The sequence below is a fragment of the Streptomyces sp. NBC_01235 genome, assembly GCF_035989285.1.
GTDB lineage: Bacteria > Actinomycetota > Actinomycetes > Streptomycetales > Streptomycetaceae > Streptomyces.
Map to the genome: position 1 here is coordinate 9080577 of NZ_CP108513.1, position 14353 is coordinate 9094929.

Sequence of the window (14353 nt, forward strand, 5' to 3'; positions counted from 1 at the left end):
CGGGGACTCCTGAGTGGACGGGGGCCGGATGTGAAGATCCTCATCAGTGCCGACATGGAGGGCGCCACCGGTGTCACCTGGCCCGCCGACGTGCTGCCGGGGACCCCGCAGTGGGAGCGGTGCCGGTCGATGTTCACCTCGGACGTCAACGCGGCCGTGCTGGGCTTCTTCGACGGCGGGGCGGACGAGGTCCTGGTCAACGAGGCGCACTGGACCATGCGCAACCTGCTCCTCGAACAGCTCGACGAGCGGGTGGAGATGCTCACCGGCCGGCACAAGTCCCTGTCCATGGTGGAAGGCGTCCAGCACGGCGACGTCGACGGCATCGCGTTCGTCGGCTACCACGCGGGCGCCGGCATGGAGGGCGTCCTCGCCAACTCCGTCACCGGCGTCTGGCTGAACGACGTACGGGCCAGCGAGGGCCTGCTCAACGCGCACGTCGTCGCCGAGTACGGCGTGCCGGTCGTCCTGGTCACCGGCGACGACGTGGCCTGTGAGGACGCACTCGGGTACGCGCCCGAGGCGCTGAAGGTCGCGGTCAAGGACCACGTCTCGCGCTACGCGGCCGTGTGCCGTACGCCCGCCCGCACCGCCGCCGACATCAGGGCGGCGGCGAAGGAGGCGGCACGGCTGGCGGACCGTCAGGAACCGGTGCGCGGTGGGCCGTTCACCGTCGCGGTGGAGTTCGACGCCGAGCACCTCGCGATGGCGGCCACCGTCGTGCCCGGTGTCGCCCGCGTCGGCGAGCGGAAGGTCGCCTACACCAGCGGCACGATGTACGAGGGCATCCGCACCTTCAAGGCGGTCACCACGATCGTCTCGGCCGCGATCGAGGAGCAGTATGGCTGAGCAGCAGGCGCACGGGCAGGAACAGGAGCGGCATGGCTGACGCGCAGGCGCGGGACGAGGTCGTCCGGTTCACTTCCGAGCTCATCCGCATCGACACCACCAACCGGGGCGGCGGGGACTGCCGGGAGCGGCCCGCCGCCGAGTACGCGGCCGCGCTGCTCGCCGAGGCGGGCATCGAGCCGACGCTGCTCGAACGCACCCCGGGGCGCACCAACGTCGTCGCCCGGGTCGAGGGCACCGATCCGGCCGCGGACGCGCTGCTCGTCCACGGCCACCTGGACGTCGTCCCCGCCGAGGCCGCCGACTGGAGCGTGCACCCGTTCTCCGGGGAGGTGCGCGACGGGGTCGTGTGGGGGCGCGGAGCCGTCGACATGAAGAACATGGACGCGATGATCCTGGCCGTGCTGAGGCTCTGGGCACGGCATGGCGTGCGACCCCGGCGCGACCTCGTCATCGCCTTCACCGCCGACGAGGAGGCCACCGCCGAGGACGGCTCCGGGTTCCTCGCCGACCGCCACCCGGGGCTGTTCGAGGGCTGCACCGAGGCCATCGGCGAATCGGGGGCGTTCACCTTCCACGACGGCGCCGGACGCGAGATCTACCCCATCGCCGCGGGCGAGCGCGGCACCGGCTGGCTGAAGCTCACCGCGCGCGGGCGCGCCGGCCACGGTTCCAAGGTCAACCGGGAGAACGCGGTGACCCGACTGGCCGCGGCCGTCAGCCGTATCGGCGAGCACGCATGGCCGCTCCGCCTCACCCCGACCGTCCGCGCCGCCCTCACCGAACTCGCCGCGCTGTACGGCATCGAGACCGACCTGCGCGATGTGAACGGCCTGCTGGAGAAGCTCGGCCCGGCCGCCGCCCTCGTCGAGGCGACCGTACGCAACAGCGCAAACCCGACCATGCTGGACGCCGGTTACAAGGTCAACGTGATCCCCGGGGAGGCCGTCGCGTTCGTCGACGGCCGGTATCTCGCGGGCGGCGAGGACGAGTTCCGCTCCACCCTCGACGAACTCACCGGCCCTGACGTCGACTGGGAGTTCCTCCACCGCGAAGTCGCCCTCCAGGCACCCGTCGACGCTCCCCTCTTCGCCCGCATGCGCGCCGCCGTCGAGGAGTTCGCGCCCGAGGGGCACGTGGTGCCGTACTGCATGTCCGGCGGCACGGACGCCAAGCAGTTCTCGCGGCTCGGCATCACCGGCTACGGCTTCGCGCCGCTGAAGCTCCCGAAGGGCTTCGACCACCAGGCACTCTTCCACGGAGTCGACGAACGGGTCCCGGTCGAGGCGCTGCGCTTCGGTGTCCATGTCCTCGACCGGTTCCTGCGGACGGCCTAGGCGAGCGGGGGAGAACGTGCAGGTCCTGCCCTACGGTTCCTGGCCCTCGCCCATCGACGCGACCCTCGCGGCCAGGCACGACGGGCGCCCCGAGTACCTCGGTTTGGTCGGCGACGAGGTGTGGTGGACGGCGCCCCGGCCGACCGAGAACGGCCGTCGCGCCCTCGTCCGGCGGCGCGCGGACGGCACGGAGGAGTCCGTCCTGCCCGCCCCCTGGAACGTCCGCAGCCGGGTCGTCGAGTACGGCGGACAGCCCTGGGCCGGTGCCGTGCGCGAAGGCCGACTCCTCGTGGTGTTCGTGCACTTCGCCGACCAGCGGCTGTACGCGTACGAGCCCGGACCCGGACCCGGCCCGGGCGCCGCGCCGCGTCCGCTCACTCCGGTCTCCTGCGTGGGCGGCGGACTGCGCTGGGTGGAGCCGCAGTTGCTGCTCGACCGGGGTGAAGTGTGGTGCGTTCTGGAGGAGTTCACCGGCGACGGGCCCACCGACGTCCGCCGCGTGCTGGCCGCCGTACCGCTGGACGGTTCGGCCGCCCACGACCGCGCCGCCGTGCGTGAACTCACCGACGACAGCCGCCGGTTCGTCACCGGAGCCCGCCTCTCATCCGACGGCCGCCGGGCGGCCTGGCTGGCCTGGGACCATCCGCGGATGCCGTGGGAGGGGACGGAGGTGGTCGTCGCCGACATCACGGGCGACGGCACCCTGAGCGACCCCCGGGTCGTGGCCGGCGGGCCGGGGGAGTCGATCGCGCAGGTCGACTGGATGCGGTCGACGCGCGGCCGGCGACGGTCGCTGGACGACGGTCGGAGGTCGACGGGTGAACGAGGACAGTCGTCGGTCGACTGTCTGCTGTATGCAAGCGACCGCAGTGGCTGGTGGAACCTGTACCGCGACCACGAGCCCGTCTGTCCGCGCGAGGAGGAGTTCGGCGGGGCCCTGTGGAAGCTCGGGCATCGCTGGTTCGCGCCGCTGGAGAGGGGGCTCGTCGCCGTCGTGCACGGCCGGGGCGCCACCGCGCTCGGGATCCTCGACACCGAGACCGGGGAGCTCGTCGACGCGGAGGGCCCGTGGACGGAGTTCGCCCCGACCCTCGCCGTGCGCGGTGAGCGAAGCGAGATGGGGGTCCCCCCGCCCGGAAGGTGGGGGAGCGTCGTCGCCGTCGCGGCCAGTCCGCGCAGCGCGTACGAGGTGGTGGAGCTGGACGCCGTGACCGGCCGGGCCCGGGTGATCGGCGCCGCGCACGTCGACGCGGTGGACCCGGCCTACTACCCCGAGCCCCGGATCCGCACCTTCACCGGACCCGACGGTCGCGACATCCACGCGCACGTCCATCCGCCCCGCCACCCCGGACACGTCGCCCCCGGCCACGAACTTCCGCCGTACGTCATCTGGGCGCACGGCGGTCCCACCGATCGCGCCCCGCTCGTACTGGACCTGGAGATCGCCTACTTCACCTCGCGGGGCATCGGGGTCGCCGAGGTCGACTACGGCGGGTCGACCGGATACGGGCGGGAGTACCGGGAGCGGCTGCGCGAGCAGTGGGGCGTGGTCGACGTCGAGGACTGCGCGGCCGTCGCCCTGGCCCTGGCCGACGAGGGCACCGCCGACCGCGACCGGCTGGCGATCCGCGGCGGCAGCGCCGGCGGCTGGACCGCCGCCGCCTCGCTGATCGGCACCGACGTCTACGCCTGCGGCACGATCCGCTACCCCGTGCTGGACCTGGTGGCCTGGGCGACGGGGGAGACCCACGACTTCGAGTCGCGCTACCCGGACAGTCTCGTCGGGCCCCTCGCCGGTGGGGGTGCCTCCCACGCTCTTGAGGCGGTGGGGGAGCCCGCCCGGTACGCGCAGCGCTCGCCCGTCGAGCACGCCCACCGGATCACCGTGCCGTTCCTGCTTCTGCAGGGCCTGGACGACGTCATCTGCCCGCCCGCCCAGTGCGAGCGGTTCCTGGCCCGGCTGGCGGGACGGTCGGTGCCGCACGCGTACCTCGCGTTCGAGGGGGAGGGGCACGGGTTCCGGCAGGCGGCGACGATGGTGCGGGCCCTGGAGTCCGAGCTCTCGCTGTACGCTCAGGTGTTCGGGCTGCGTCCGCCCGGTGTCCCGAGGTTGGAGCTCGTGCGGTGAAGGAACTGGTGCGGCCGTCCCGGCTCGCCGCAGGCGCCCGGGTCGCGGTTGTCGCGCCCAGCGGGCCCGTCGCGGAGGAGCGGCTCCAGGCCGGTCTCGACCTGCTGCGCGGCTGGGACCTGGACCCGGTGGTCGCCCCCCATGTGCTGGACCGGCATGCCCGGCTGCCCCACCTCGCGGGCACCGACGCCGACCGGGCCGCCGACCTCCAGCGGGCCTGGTGCGACCCGGGCGTCGACGCCGTGCTGTGCGCACGCGGCGGCTACGGCGCCCAGCGCGTCGTGGACCTGCTCGACTGGGACGCGATGCGGGCGGCCGGGCCGAAGGTGTTCGTCGGCTTCAGCGACAGCACCACCCTGCACGAGGCGTTCGCCGTCCGCCTGGGCCTGGTCACGCTGTACGGTCCGGTGGCCGCGGGCATCGACTTCATCAAGAACGCCCGGGCGCAGGAGCACCTCAAAGCCACCCTGTTCGCCCCGGAGACCGTCCGCACGCTCGCCTCCACCGGTACGGCCATCGCTCCGGGCCGGGCGCGGGGCGTCACCCTGGGCGGCTGCCTGGCGCTGCTCGCCACCGGCTACGGCACCCCGCACACCCGCTCCGGGGCCCGCGGCGGGCTGCTGCTGATCGAGGACGTGGGGGAGCGGCCGTACAGCGTCGACCGGGCTCTCACCCAACTCCTGCGCACCGGCTGGCTGGACGGCGTCGCGGGCGTCGCGCTCGGCTCCTGGGACCGGTGCGGCCCGTACGAGGACCTGCGTCCCGTCCTCGCCGACCGGCTCGGCGGCCTCGGGGTGCCCGTCGTCGAGGAGCTCGGATTCGGGCACTGCGAGGGGGCGGTGACCGTGCCGTTCGGCGTGTGCGCCGCACTCGACGCGGACGAGGGCACCCTCACCCTCGACGCGCCCGCCCTGCGCTGACCCACCCGCCCCGCGTCACCGTGCCGACAGGGCCGCATCTGGAGGGCACGTCCCACCGTGCGTGAGGGCGGCTCAGGGCTCACGATGGTCGCATGAGCCCGAAGACCTCGAAGACCTCCGAGCGCGGCGGGAGGAGCGGCGGCAGGGGTACGGCGCTGACGCCCGGCCGGATCGCCGTCCTGGTGCTCGCCGTCCTCGCCCTGATCTTCATCTTCGAGAACACCCGCGCCACGAAGATCCGGCTGCTGGTCCCCGAGGTGACGATGCCGCTGTGGACGGCCCTGCTCGCCGTGGGGATCATCGGCGCGCTGTGCGGGGCGTACTTCACGAGAAGGCGCTCGTAGCGCCTCGGGGGGCCGTCGTACGCTGGCTCGATGCCGCACACCGCATCCCACTATCTCGTCGAGGGCCCCCGCGTGGGGCTGCGCCACTTCACCTACGAGGACGGGCCGGAGTTCACCGCCCGGGTGCGGGAGAGCAAGGACCTGCACCATCCGTGGCTGTTCCCGCCGGCCACGGCCGACGCCTACACGGCCTACGCGGGCCGGCTGATAAAGGACCCGTCCAAGGCCGGGTTCCTCGTGTGCACCCGGGAGGACGGGGCCGTCGCCGGGTTCGTGAACATCAACAACATCGTCGAGGGCGCTTTCCAGTGCGGTGCGCTGGGCTACGGCGTGTTCGCGCACGCGGCGGGGCGCGGACTGATGCGCGAGGCGCTCGGCCTCGTGGTGGGCTACGCCTTCGGGCCGCTGCGGCTGCACCGGCTGGAGATCAACGTGCAGCCCGGCAACGCCGCCTCGATCGCCCTCGCCCGAACCTGCGGCTTCCGCCTGGAGGGCTACTCCCCGAAGATGATCTACATCGACGGGGAGTGGCGTGACCACGAGCGGTGGGCGATCACCGCCGAGACGCGGGCTTGAAGTTGATCTTCATGGTGTCGAGGTCCGTGACCGTCGACCGCAGGCCGGCGAAGCCGTAGCCGAGCTCCCGCAGCGTCGTCTCGGCGCGCTCCTCGGCGAGCGCGCCCGCCATCTCCTCGCCGTCCGCCGCGTCCGACACCACCACGTACCGCATCGAGAAGTGCTTCAGTGGCGACGGCTCGTAGGACAGTGTGCCCTCCTCGGTGAACCGCATGCTCGTCAGCCCGTGCTCGCGGGCCTCGGCGAGCAGCCGGGTACGGGCCGCCTCGGTGAGACCGTCCCACGTGCCCCGGACGATCACCCGGTAGGTGTGCTGCTCACTCACTGTCGCTCACTCACTGTCGCTGTTTCCCGCGGACCGTCGAACGCCCGACTCTACGTCCGCGAAGGCGCGTCGCACACGGAATTTCGCCCCGCCCGACGCCGACGCCCTACGCCCGACGCCGACGCCCGACGCTCTACCGTCCGCGCCGGTCCGCGTACTCGTACACCGCGCCGTCCGGGTGCCGGACGATCAGGTTGCGGCCCACCGGTGTCGGCACCGGGCCGGCCAGGACGTCCGCGCCCAGCTCGGTGAGGGTCTTGTGCACCTCGTCGACGTCCGTGACGGCGATCGTCGCGGCCACTTTGCGCAGCACCTCCAGCTCGGCCGGGGGCCCGCTCATCAGCAGGAAGCAGCCGACCGCGGCCACCTGCACCCCGCCCCGCTCGAAGCGGAGCGCGTCGGTGCCCGCCAGTCGTTCGTAGAAGGAGACCGCGGCCTCCAGGTCGTCGACACAGACACGCAGTGTTGCTCCCAGAATGTCCATACGGACGAGCCTAGTTGGGGCGGCGGCGGCGAGGTGATCCCTTCACCCGATCCTCTCCCCGTCCCCTCGCCGTGCCCTGCCGCGGCGCCGGCCCGTGGCGTTAAGCGTTCGTCACAGCGGGTACCCGGCGGTCATGGAGCGCATCGATCACCTGGAGCATCTGGACAAGCATCTGGCCGAGGAACTGGCGCAGGTGGCGCGCGAGACGATCCGCGACGAACTGCGCGAGCAGACCCGCAAGCAGCGCCGTACCGCCATGCTGTACGCCGCGTCCGGCACCGTCGCCCTCTACGCGGGCGCGGCCGTCGCACTCGCGGTCGGCCTGGCCCTCGACACCGCCTTGCCCGACTGGGCCGCGGCGCTGATCACCGCCGCGATCCTCGGCGTCGTGGCATACCTGCTGCGGGGCGCCGCCAAGCCCCACGCGTCGCGCCCCGGCGCCCCCGGGCGGGTCATCGGCGGCACGCCGCCGCCCGGGCCGCCCAGCGGTACCGGGATGCCGTACCCTCCGATGCCGCCGATCGCGCCCGGCGCCCGCGTTCCGGAACCGGGCGAGGCACCGCGCGCGGACGACATCGACCCCGAGAACCCGCACCACCGGGGGTGACGCGGCCTCACGGAAGCCGCGACGACACCTTCGTCCGGCAGAAGTCGAAGAAACCGCCGCTGATCGGGCCGAAACCATCTCCCCGCTGATCAGCGGCTCCAGCTGCTCGAAAGCTGCTCGAAGTGGCTCGGGGGCAGATATGGCCCATCCCGCCCGGCAGCAGCTGGTTCGTACCGCAAGCGGCGCACCGTGAATACGGACGTGCTCGTTCGGCGCCTGCTCGGCCTCCCCCAAGCTTTTGGCTTCGCTCGAGCTTTTGGTTTCGCTCGATCCCGGGGCACCCCACCGCCTGCTCGAGAAGGCTCGCGGGGCCGAAACGGGCGCACGTTTGGCCATCCCTGCCAGGGGGACGCGGAAACCCTCGTACGACAACCGTCTGCGACACCGTCCGAACACTGCCGGAGGCGAACCGTGAGTCGACCCCGCATCGTGATCGTCGGAGCGGGCTTCGCCGGGTACCGGACGGCCCGCACCCTGGCTCGAGCGGCCCGGGGACGGGCCGACATCACCCTGCTCAACCCGACCGACTACTTCCTCTACCTGCCCCTGCTGCCCCAGGTGGCGGCGGGCATCCTCGAACCGCGCCGGGTGACCGTGTCGTTGTCCGGCACCCTGCCCGACGTGCGGCTCGCGCTGGGCGAGGCCGTCCGCGTCGACCTCGACGCGCGCACCGTCCACTACACCGATCCCGAGGGCGTGACGGGTGCGCTCGGCTACGACCGGCTCGTGCTCGCCGCCGGCAGCGTCGACAAGCTGCTGCCCATCCCCGGGGTCGCCGAGCACGCGCACGGCTTCCGCAGGCTGTCCGAGGCGCTCTATCTGCGCGATCACCTCACCCGACAGGTGGAGTTGGCCGCCTCCGGCGACAACGCCTCGGACTGCGTGGCACGTTGCACGTTCGTCGTGGTCGGCGCCGGTTACACGGGCACCGAAGTCGCCGCGCAGGGACAGCTGTTGACCGACGCGCTCGTGCGAGCCCACCCCCTGCGCAAGGGCATGCGGCCGCGCTGGCTGCTCCTCGACGTCGCCGAGCGCGTCCTGCCCGAACTGGACGAACGGCTCTCGCGCACCGCCGACCGGGTGCTACGGGAGCGTGGCGTCGAGGTACGGATGGGGACCTCCGTGAAGGAGGCCACGCGCGAGGGAGTCCTGCTGACGGACGGCGAGTTCGTCGACACCCGCACCCTGGTGTGGTGCGTGGGCGTACGGCCGGATCCACTCGCGGAGTCGCTCGGCCTGCCCATGGAACGGGGGCGGCTGCTCGTCGAACCGACGCTCCAGGTGCCAAGCAGGCCCGAGGTGTTCGCCTGTGGTGACGCGGCGGCCGTACCCGATCTGGAGAGGCCCGGCGAGTACACGCCGATGACCGCGCAGCACGCCTGGCGGCAGGGAAAGGTGGCCGGACAGAACGTCGCCGCCTCTCTCGGAGGCCGCCGTCTGCGGCCGTACCGGCACAAGGACCTGGGGTTCGTCCTCGACCTGGGCGGGGTGCAGGCGGCCGCCAACCCGCTCGGCGTCCACCTCTCCGGTCCCGTGGCCGGCGCGGTCGCCCGCGGTTACCATCTCGCCGCCCTGCCCGGCAACCGAGTCCGGGTCGCCGCCGACTGGCTGCTGGACGCCGTACTCCCGCGCCAGTCCGTCCAGTTGGGCCTCGTACGGTCCTGGTCGATACCGCTGGACACGGTGTCGCCCGAGCCGGCCCGGGCAGCGGCCGCGCACAGGCGGGAAACCGTTTCCGGCCCCGGCGCGGCCGTCCCCGAGGACGTGAACGACGGGCCCGGAGGCGGGGCCGACCACCAGACGATCACCTCGCCGACGCCCGATGCGGCGAAGGACGGGTCCGACCCCGAGATCGCCGACGCCGACGTCGACCCGGATCCCGGGTCCGCCGACGAGCATCAGACGATCACCTCGCCGACGCCCGATGTGGCCAAGGACGAGTCCGCACCCGAGGCGGTGCGGAGCCGGTCCGGCGCCGAACCCGCGAAGAACCAGCCGGGCGGGGAGCCCGCGAAGAACCAGCCGGGCGGGGAGCCCGCGAAGAACCAGCCGGGCGGGGAGCCCGCGAAGAACCAGCCGGGCGGGGAGCCCGCGAAGAACCAGCCGGGCGGGGAGCCCGCGAAGAACCAGCCGGGCGGGGAACCCGCGAAGAACCAGCCGGGTGGGGAGCCCGCGAAGAACCAGCCGGGGCCCGGGCCCGCCGGGAATCACCCGGCCCCCGGCCCCGTCAAGCGCGGTGACGCCCGCGCAGATCGCCCAGAAGGAGACCAGTAGCCCGATGGACACCGCCGAACTCACCGAACTCGGACAGCAGTTGAGGGTGGACAGTGTGCGTGCCTCCGCCGCCGCGGGGTCCGGGCATCCGACGTCCTCGATGTCGGCCGCGGACCTGATGGCCGTGCTGCTCGCGCACCATCTCCGCTACGACTTCGACCGCCCCGCCCACCCCGGCAACGACCGCTTCGTCCTCTCCAAGGGGCACGCCTCCCCGTTGCTGTACTCCGCCTACAAGGCGGCCGGGGCCGTCGACGACGAGGAACTCCTCACGTTCCGCAAGCTCGGCAGCCGGCTCGAAGGGCACCCCACCCCGCAGCGGCTGCCGTGGGTCGAGACGGCCACCGGCTCGCTCGGGCAGGGGCTGCCGGTGGGCGTCGGCATCGCGCTGGCCGGGAAGCGGCTGGACCGCGCCGGGTACCGCGTGTGGGTGCTGTGCGGGGACAGCGAGCTCGCCGAGGGCTCGGTGTGGGAAGCCGCCGAGCACGCGGGCCACGAGCACCTGGACAACCTCACGGCGATCGTCGACGTCAACCGGCTCGGCCAGCGCGGACCCACCCGGCACGGCCACGACCTCGACGCCTACGCCCGCCGCTTCCAGGCCTTCGGCTGGCACACGGTCGAGGTCGACGGGCACGACGTGGACGCGATCGACCGCGCGTACGGCGAGGCGATCTCCACCAAGGGGCAGCCCACCGTGATCATCGCCCGCACCCTCAAGGGCAAGGGTGTCGAGTCCGTCCAGGACCGTGAGGGGCTGCACGGCAAGCCGCTGCCGGACGCCGACGAGGCGATCGAGGAGCTGGGCGGCGTCCGTGACCTGCGGGTCCGGGTGCACGAACCGGCCGAGGCGCGCATGCTGCACTCCGTGCCCACCGGACACCTCGACCTGCCCCGCTGGGACGTGGGAGAGCCCGAGAAGGGCGTGGCGACCCGGGACGCCTACGGCCAGGCGCTCGCCGCCCTCGGTACCGCCCGCGGGGACGTCGTCGCCCTCGACGGCGAGGTGAGCGACTCCACCCGCGCCGAGGCCTTCGCCAAGGAGCACCCCGACCGGTTCTTCGAGTGCTACATCGCCGAACAGCAGCTCGTCGCCGCCGCTGTCGGCCTCGCGACGCGCGGCTGGGTGCCGTACGCGTCCACGTTCGCGGCCTTCCTGACCCGGGCCCACGACTTCGTACGGATGGCCTCGATCAGCGGTGCCGGCATCAACCTGGTCGGCTCGCACGCCGGGGCCGCCATCGGGCAGGACGGGCCCTCGCAGATGGGCCTGGAGGACCTGGCGATGTTCCGGGCCGTGCACGGCTCGACCGTGCTGTACCCCTGCGACGCCAACCAGACCGCCCGGCTCGTCACCGCCATGGTCGGCCTGGACGGCGTCCGCTACCTGCGCACTTCGCGCGGCGCCGGACCGGTGATCTACGGGCCGGACGAGGAGTTCCCGGTCGGCGGCAGCAAGGTGCTGCGCTCGTCCGACCGGGACCGGATGACGATCGTCGCGGCCGGCGTCACCGTGCACGAGGCGCTGAAGGCCGCCGACGTGCTCGCCGGCGAGGGCATCGCCGTCCGGGTCGTCGACCTGTACTCGGTCAAGCCCGTCGACCGGGCCACCCTGCGGCGGGCCGCCGAGGAGACCGGCCTCCTGCTGAGCGTGGAGGACCACCACGAGCAGGGCGGCCTCGGGGACGCCGTCCTCGACGCCTTCCTCGACGGGCGGCCCGCGCCCCGGCTGGTGCGCCTCGCCGTTCGGACGATGCCCGGTTCGGCGACCCCGGCCGAGCAGCTGCACGCCGCCGGCATCGACGCCGAGTCGATCGCCGCGTCCGCCCGGCTGCTGGTGGAGCAGGCGATCGCGCCGTGAGCGCCGGCGCGGGCGGCGGCGACGTGCGGAAGGTGCGCGCGGGCCGCCGCATCGTCGAGGTCCACCGGCCGGACAAGGTGCTCTTCCCGGCCGGCGAAGACGGAAAGGAGTACACGAAGGGCGACCTCGTCGCTTACTACCGGTCGGTCGCCCCGTTCCTGCTGCCGCAGCTGCGCGGCCGCCCCCTGATGCTGGAACGGCACCCGGACGGGATCGACGGGCCCCGCTTCATGCAGAAGAACACCCCCGAGCACCATCCGGAGTGGATCACGCGGGTCGAGGTGGCCAAGGAGGACGGCACGGTCCGCCACACCGTCTGCGACGACTCCGCCACCCTGGCCTTCCTCGCCGACCAGGCCTGTCTCACCCTGCACCGCCGGCTGTCGCGGAGCGGCCGGGTCGACTGCCCCGACCTGATGGTCTTCGACCTCGACCGGGCCGACGGCTCCCGCTTCGCCGCCGTCCGCGAGGCCGCCGTATGGCTGGGCGAGCTCCTCGGCGAGCTGCGGCTGCCCTCCGCCCTGATGACGACCGGCTCGCGCGGGCTGCACGTCGTCGTCCCCGTCGGCGGGTCCGGCGACCTCGGCTTCGACGAGGTGCGCGGCTTCGCCCGGGACGCCGCCGAGCTGCTCGTCGCCGCACACCCCGACCGGCTGACCACAGCAGCCCGCATCAAGGACCGCGGCGACCGGCTCTACCTGGACGTGCAGCGCAACGGCTACGCCCAGACCGCCGTCGCCCCCTTCACGGTGTGCGCGCGGCCCGGGGCGCCCGTCGCCACGCCGATCACCTGGGAGCAGCTCGACGATCCCGAGCTCGGCCCGCGCCGCTGGACCATCGCCGACGCAGTGGAGCAGGCCCGCACCCGGCCCTGGTCAGGGATGACGGGGCGGGGGCGCTCCCTGGGCCCGGCCCGGCGTCGGCTCGACGCACTGCGCGGCTCGTGAAGGTTTGGCCAAGAGCCTTCAGGCCACCCGGAGGAAGAGGTGGCCATGGTCAACACAAAAAGCACATCACAGTCACGAACTTCACATGATTCCCAGGATTCAAGTACCTCGGAGCACGTGCGTGAGCCGCGGACTTCACGGAGACAGGAAGGCGAGGGCGACAGCGTGGCAGACGACCGGCCGAGGCCCATGGAGGTACTGCGCGATGCGCTCGCCCAGCTGGCCGAACTCACCGGCATGACCGCCGAGAGCGCCTCGTCCTTCGCGCAGACCGAGGACGGCTGGTCCCTGGATGTCGAGGTCCTCGAACTGGAACGGGTGCCGGAAACCATGAGCCTCATGGCGACCTACCAGGTCGAGCTCGACCCGGAGGGGCAGCTCACCGGCTACCGGCGCGTTCGCCGCTACGAACGCGGGCGGGCCGACACACACAGGGCCGGCGGCCGGTAGGCCGCTCGGCGAGAGAACGCCCCGATCAATCACTTACACGACAAGGAGGTGCGGCCGGCATGACCGTAGTCCCGGCCCAGCAGTCCGGTGGCGGAGGCGGCTCCAGCGGCCTCTACGACGTTCTGGAGCTCATCCTCGACAGGGGGCTCGTCATCGACGCATTCGTGCGGGTCTCCCTGGTCGGCATCGAGATCCTCAAGATCGACGTGCGTGTCGTCGTGGCCAGCGTCGACACATACCTGCGCTTCGCCGAGGCGTGCAACCGCCTCGACCTGGAGGCAGGGCCCCGCAAGAGCCCCGGGCTGCCCGAGATCGTCGGCGAGGTCACCGAGTCCGGCGCGCGCGGCAAGTCCAAGGGCGCGCTGTCCGGTGCCGCGGAGACCATCTCCGACGCCTTTCATCAGGCCCGTGACGAGGGCTCGTCCGGCGAGCGCGAGTCCAGGCCGCGGCCCCGCAAGACCACCACCACGCGCCGTAAGGAGGAACAGGAGTGAGCACGTACGTCTACGGCATCACGTCGAGCTCGCACCCCGCCGTTCCACAGGACCTCGGTGGCGTCGGTGACCCGCCCATGCCGGTGCGCGTGCTGAAGGAGGGCGAACTGGCGGCGATCGTCAGCGACGCGCCGGAGGGACTGCGCCCCAAGCGCCGCGACCTGCTCGCCCACCAGACCGTGCTCGCCGAGGCCGGGGCCGGCGGCACCCTGCTGCCCATGCGGTTCGGCAGTGTCGCCCCCGACGACAGCGCCGTCACCGGAGTGCTCGCCGAGCGCACCGACCACTACGAGGAACGCCTGCGGGCCCTCGAGGACAAGGTCGAGTACAACGTCAAGGCCACCCATGTCGAGGAGGCCGTGCTGCACCACGTGATGGCGTCCAACTCCGAGCTGCGTGCTTTTGCCGAGGCCAACCGTCAGGCGGGCGGCGGCAGTTACGAGCAGAAGCTGCAACTCGGCGAGATGGTCGCCGCCGCGGTCAAGGGCCAGGAGGCCGAGGACGCGGGCATAGTCCAGCAGGCCCTGGAGCCGCTCGCCGCGGCCGTCAGCGTGGGCCCGGAGTCCACGGGCTGGCTGGCCAACGTGTCGTTCCTGGTCGACCGGGACTCGGCCGCGGGCTTCGCAGAGGCGGTGGACGGGCTCCGCCAGGCGCATCCACACCTCGATGTGCGCCTCAACGGGCCGCTTCCGCCGTACAGCTTCGTCGAGCCCGGACCGTCCGAGCCCGCCGAGACGACCACCGGAGAGTAGGTGTG

Annotated in this window: 15 protein-coding genes; 13 read left to right on the top strand and 2 right to left on the bottom strand. The window is 72.8% G+C overall.

Annotated elements, in window-relative coordinates:
- The first annotated feature begins 30 nt into the window (after positions 1 to 30).
- The 6 genes from OG289_RS40770 (at position 31) to OG289_RS40795 (ending at position 6154) form a co-directional block, all read left to right on the top strand.
- On the top strand, positions 31 to 849 hold the full coding sequence (locus OG289_RS40770; RefSeq protein WP_327319024.1) for a M55 family metallopeptidase: 819 nt from the start codon (positions 31 to 33) through the stop codon (positions 847 to 849).
- 32 nt (positions 850 to 881) lie between these two features.
- Positions 882 to 2186, top strand: a complete 1305-nt coding sequence (locus tag OG289_RS40775) for a M20/M25/M40 family metallo-hydrolase (RefSeq protein WP_327319025.1) — start codon at positions 882 to 884, stop codon at positions 2184 to 2186.
- Complete coding sequence (locus OG289_RS40780; protein WP_327319026.1) at positions 2155 to 4314, top strand: S9 family peptidase; 2160 nt, start codon at positions 2155 to 2157, stop codon at positions 4312 to 4314. Before OG289_RS40775 ends, OG289_RS40780 begins: the two co-directional genes overlap by 32 nt.
- Positions 4311 to 5234 carry a S66 peptidase family protein gene (locus tag OG289_RS40785; protein ID WP_327319027.1) on the top strand — a complete coding sequence of 308 codons (924 nt, stop codon included), beginning with the start codon at positions 4311 to 4313 and terminating at the stop codon, positions 5232 to 5234. The genes OG289_RS40780 and OG289_RS40785 overlap by 4 nt, the downstream gene beginning before the upstream one ends.
- Before the next feature lie 92 nt (positions 5235 to 5326).
- Positions 5327 to 5578 (top strand): DUF1049 domain-containing protein, encoded by a 252-nt coding sequence (locus OG289_RS40790; RefSeq protein WP_327319028.1) that lies wholly within the window; start codon positions 5327 to 5329, stop codon positions 5576 to 5578.
- 30 nt (positions 5579 to 5608) lie between these two features.
- Entirely contained in the window at positions 5609 to 6154 is a 546-nt protein-coding gene (locus tag OG289_RS40795) for a GNAT family N-acetyltransferase (protein WP_327319029.1), read from the top strand.
- On the opposite strand, the gene OG289_RS40800 is transcribed toward OG289_RS40795, so the two are convergent.
- Both OG289_RS40800 and OG289_RS40805 read right to left on the bottom strand, forming a co-directional pair.
- Positions 6132 to 6479 (bottom strand): DUF6204 family protein, encoded by a 348-nt coding sequence (locus OG289_RS40800; RefSeq protein ID WP_327319030.1) that lies wholly within the window; start codon positions 6477 to 6479, stop codon positions 6132 to 6134. The genes OG289_RS40795 and OG289_RS40800 overlap by 23 nt on opposite strands.
- 133 nt (positions 6480 to 6612) lie before the next feature.
- Positions 6613 to 6963, bottom strand: a complete 351-nt coding sequence (locus tag OG289_RS40805; RefSeq protein ID WP_327319031.1) for a VOC family protein — start codon at positions 6961 to 6963, stop codon at positions 6613 to 6615.
- A 133-nt stretch (positions 6964 to 7096) separates the two neighbouring features.
- Here OG289_RS40805 and OG289_RS40810 point away from each other — a divergent pair, with 133 nt between their 5' ends.
- The 7 genes from OG289_RS40810 to OG289_RS40840 all read left to right on the top strand — a co-directional run bounded on the left by OG289_RS40810 (position 7097) and on the right by OG289_RS40840 (position 14348).
- Positions 7097 to 7570, top strand: a complete 474-nt coding sequence (locus OG289_RS40810) for a phage holin family protein (RefSeq protein ID WP_327319032.1) — start codon at positions 7097 to 7099, stop codon at positions 7568 to 7570.
- A 411-nt stretch (positions 7571 to 7981) separates the two neighbouring features.
- Positions 7982 to 9844: an FAD-dependent oxidoreductase gene (locus OG289_RS40815; RefSeq protein ID WP_327319033.1), complete on the top strand. Its 1863-nt coding sequence runs from the start codon at positions 7982 to 7984 to the stop codon at positions 9842 to 9844.
- A gap of 4 nt (positions 9845 to 9848) precedes the next feature.
- Positions 9849 to 11705 (top strand): transketolase, encoded by a 1857-nt coding sequence (locus tag OG289_RS40820; protein WP_327319034.1) that lies wholly within the window; start codon positions 9849 to 9851, stop codon positions 11703 to 11705.
- Positions 11702 to 12652: a non-homologous end-joining DNA ligase gene (gene ligD, locus OG289_RS40825; RefSeq protein WP_327319035.1), complete on the top strand. Its 951-nt coding sequence runs from the start codon at positions 11702 to 11704 to the stop codon at positions 12650 to 12652. The genes OG289_RS40820 and ligD overlap by 4 nt, the downstream gene beginning before the upstream one ends.
- A gap of 45 nt (positions 12653 to 12697) precedes the next feature.
- Positions 12698 to 13102, top strand: coding sequence for a gas vesicle protein GvpO (locus tag OG289_RS40830; RefSeq protein ID WP_327319036.1), 405 nt, complete (start codon positions 12698 to 12700; stop codon positions 13100 to 13102).
- 59 nt (positions 13103 to 13161) lie between these two features.
- On the top strand, positions 13162 to 13596 hold the full coding sequence (locus OG289_RS40835; protein WP_327319037.1) for a gas vesicle structural protein GvpA: 435 nt from the start codon (positions 13162 to 13164) through the stop codon (positions 13594 to 13596).
- A complete protein-coding gene (locus OG289_RS40840) occupies positions 13593 to 14348 on the top strand; it encodes a GvpL/GvpF family gas vesicle protein (RefSeq protein WP_327319038.1) in 756 nt (251 codons plus the stop codon). Before OG289_RS40835 ends, OG289_RS40840 begins: the two co-directional genes overlap by 4 nt.
- Positions 14349 to 14353: the final 5 nt, after the last annotated feature.

What these genes read in the sequence shown, in the direction of transcription:
- OG289_RS40775 (WP_327319025.1), top strand. Translation starts at nt 882, where the DNA reads ATGGCTGACGCGCAGGCGCGGGACGAGGTCGTCCGGTTCACTTCCGAG.
- OG289_RS40780 (WP_327319026.1), top strand. Translation starts at nt 2,155, where the DNA reads ATGTCCTCGACCGGTTCCTGCGGACGGCCTAGGCGAGCGGGGGAGAAC.
- OG289_RS40790 (WP_327319028.1), top strand. Translation starts at nt 5,327, where the DNA reads ATGAGCCCGAAGACCTCGAAGACCTCCGAGCGCGGCGGGAGGAGCGGC.
- OG289_RS40795 (WP_327319029.1), top strand. Translation starts at nt 5,609, where the DNA reads ATGCCGCACACCGCATCCCACTATCTCGTCGAGGGCCCCCGCGTGGGG.
- OG289_RS40805 (WP_327319031.1), bottom strand. Translation starts at nt 6,963, where the DNA reads ATGGACATTCTGGGAGCAACACTGCGTGTCTGTGTCGACGACCTGGAG.
- OG289_RS40810 (WP_327319032.1), top strand. Translation starts at nt 7,097, where the DNA reads ATGGAGCGCATCGATCACCTGGAGCATCTGGACAAGCATCTGGCCGAG.
- OG289_RS40820 (WP_327319034.1), top strand. Translation starts at nt 9,849, where the DNA reads ATGGACACCGCCGAACTCACCGAACTCGGACAGCAGTTGAGGGTGGAC.
- OG289_RS40830 (WP_327319036.1), top strand. Translation starts at nt 12,698, where the DNA reads ATGGTCAACACAAAAAGCACATCACAGTCACGAACTTCACATGATTCC.
- OG289_RS40835 (WP_327319037.1), top strand. Translation starts at nt 13,162, where the DNA reads ATGACCGTAGTCCCGGCCCAGCAGTCCGGTGGCGGAGGCGGCTCCAGC.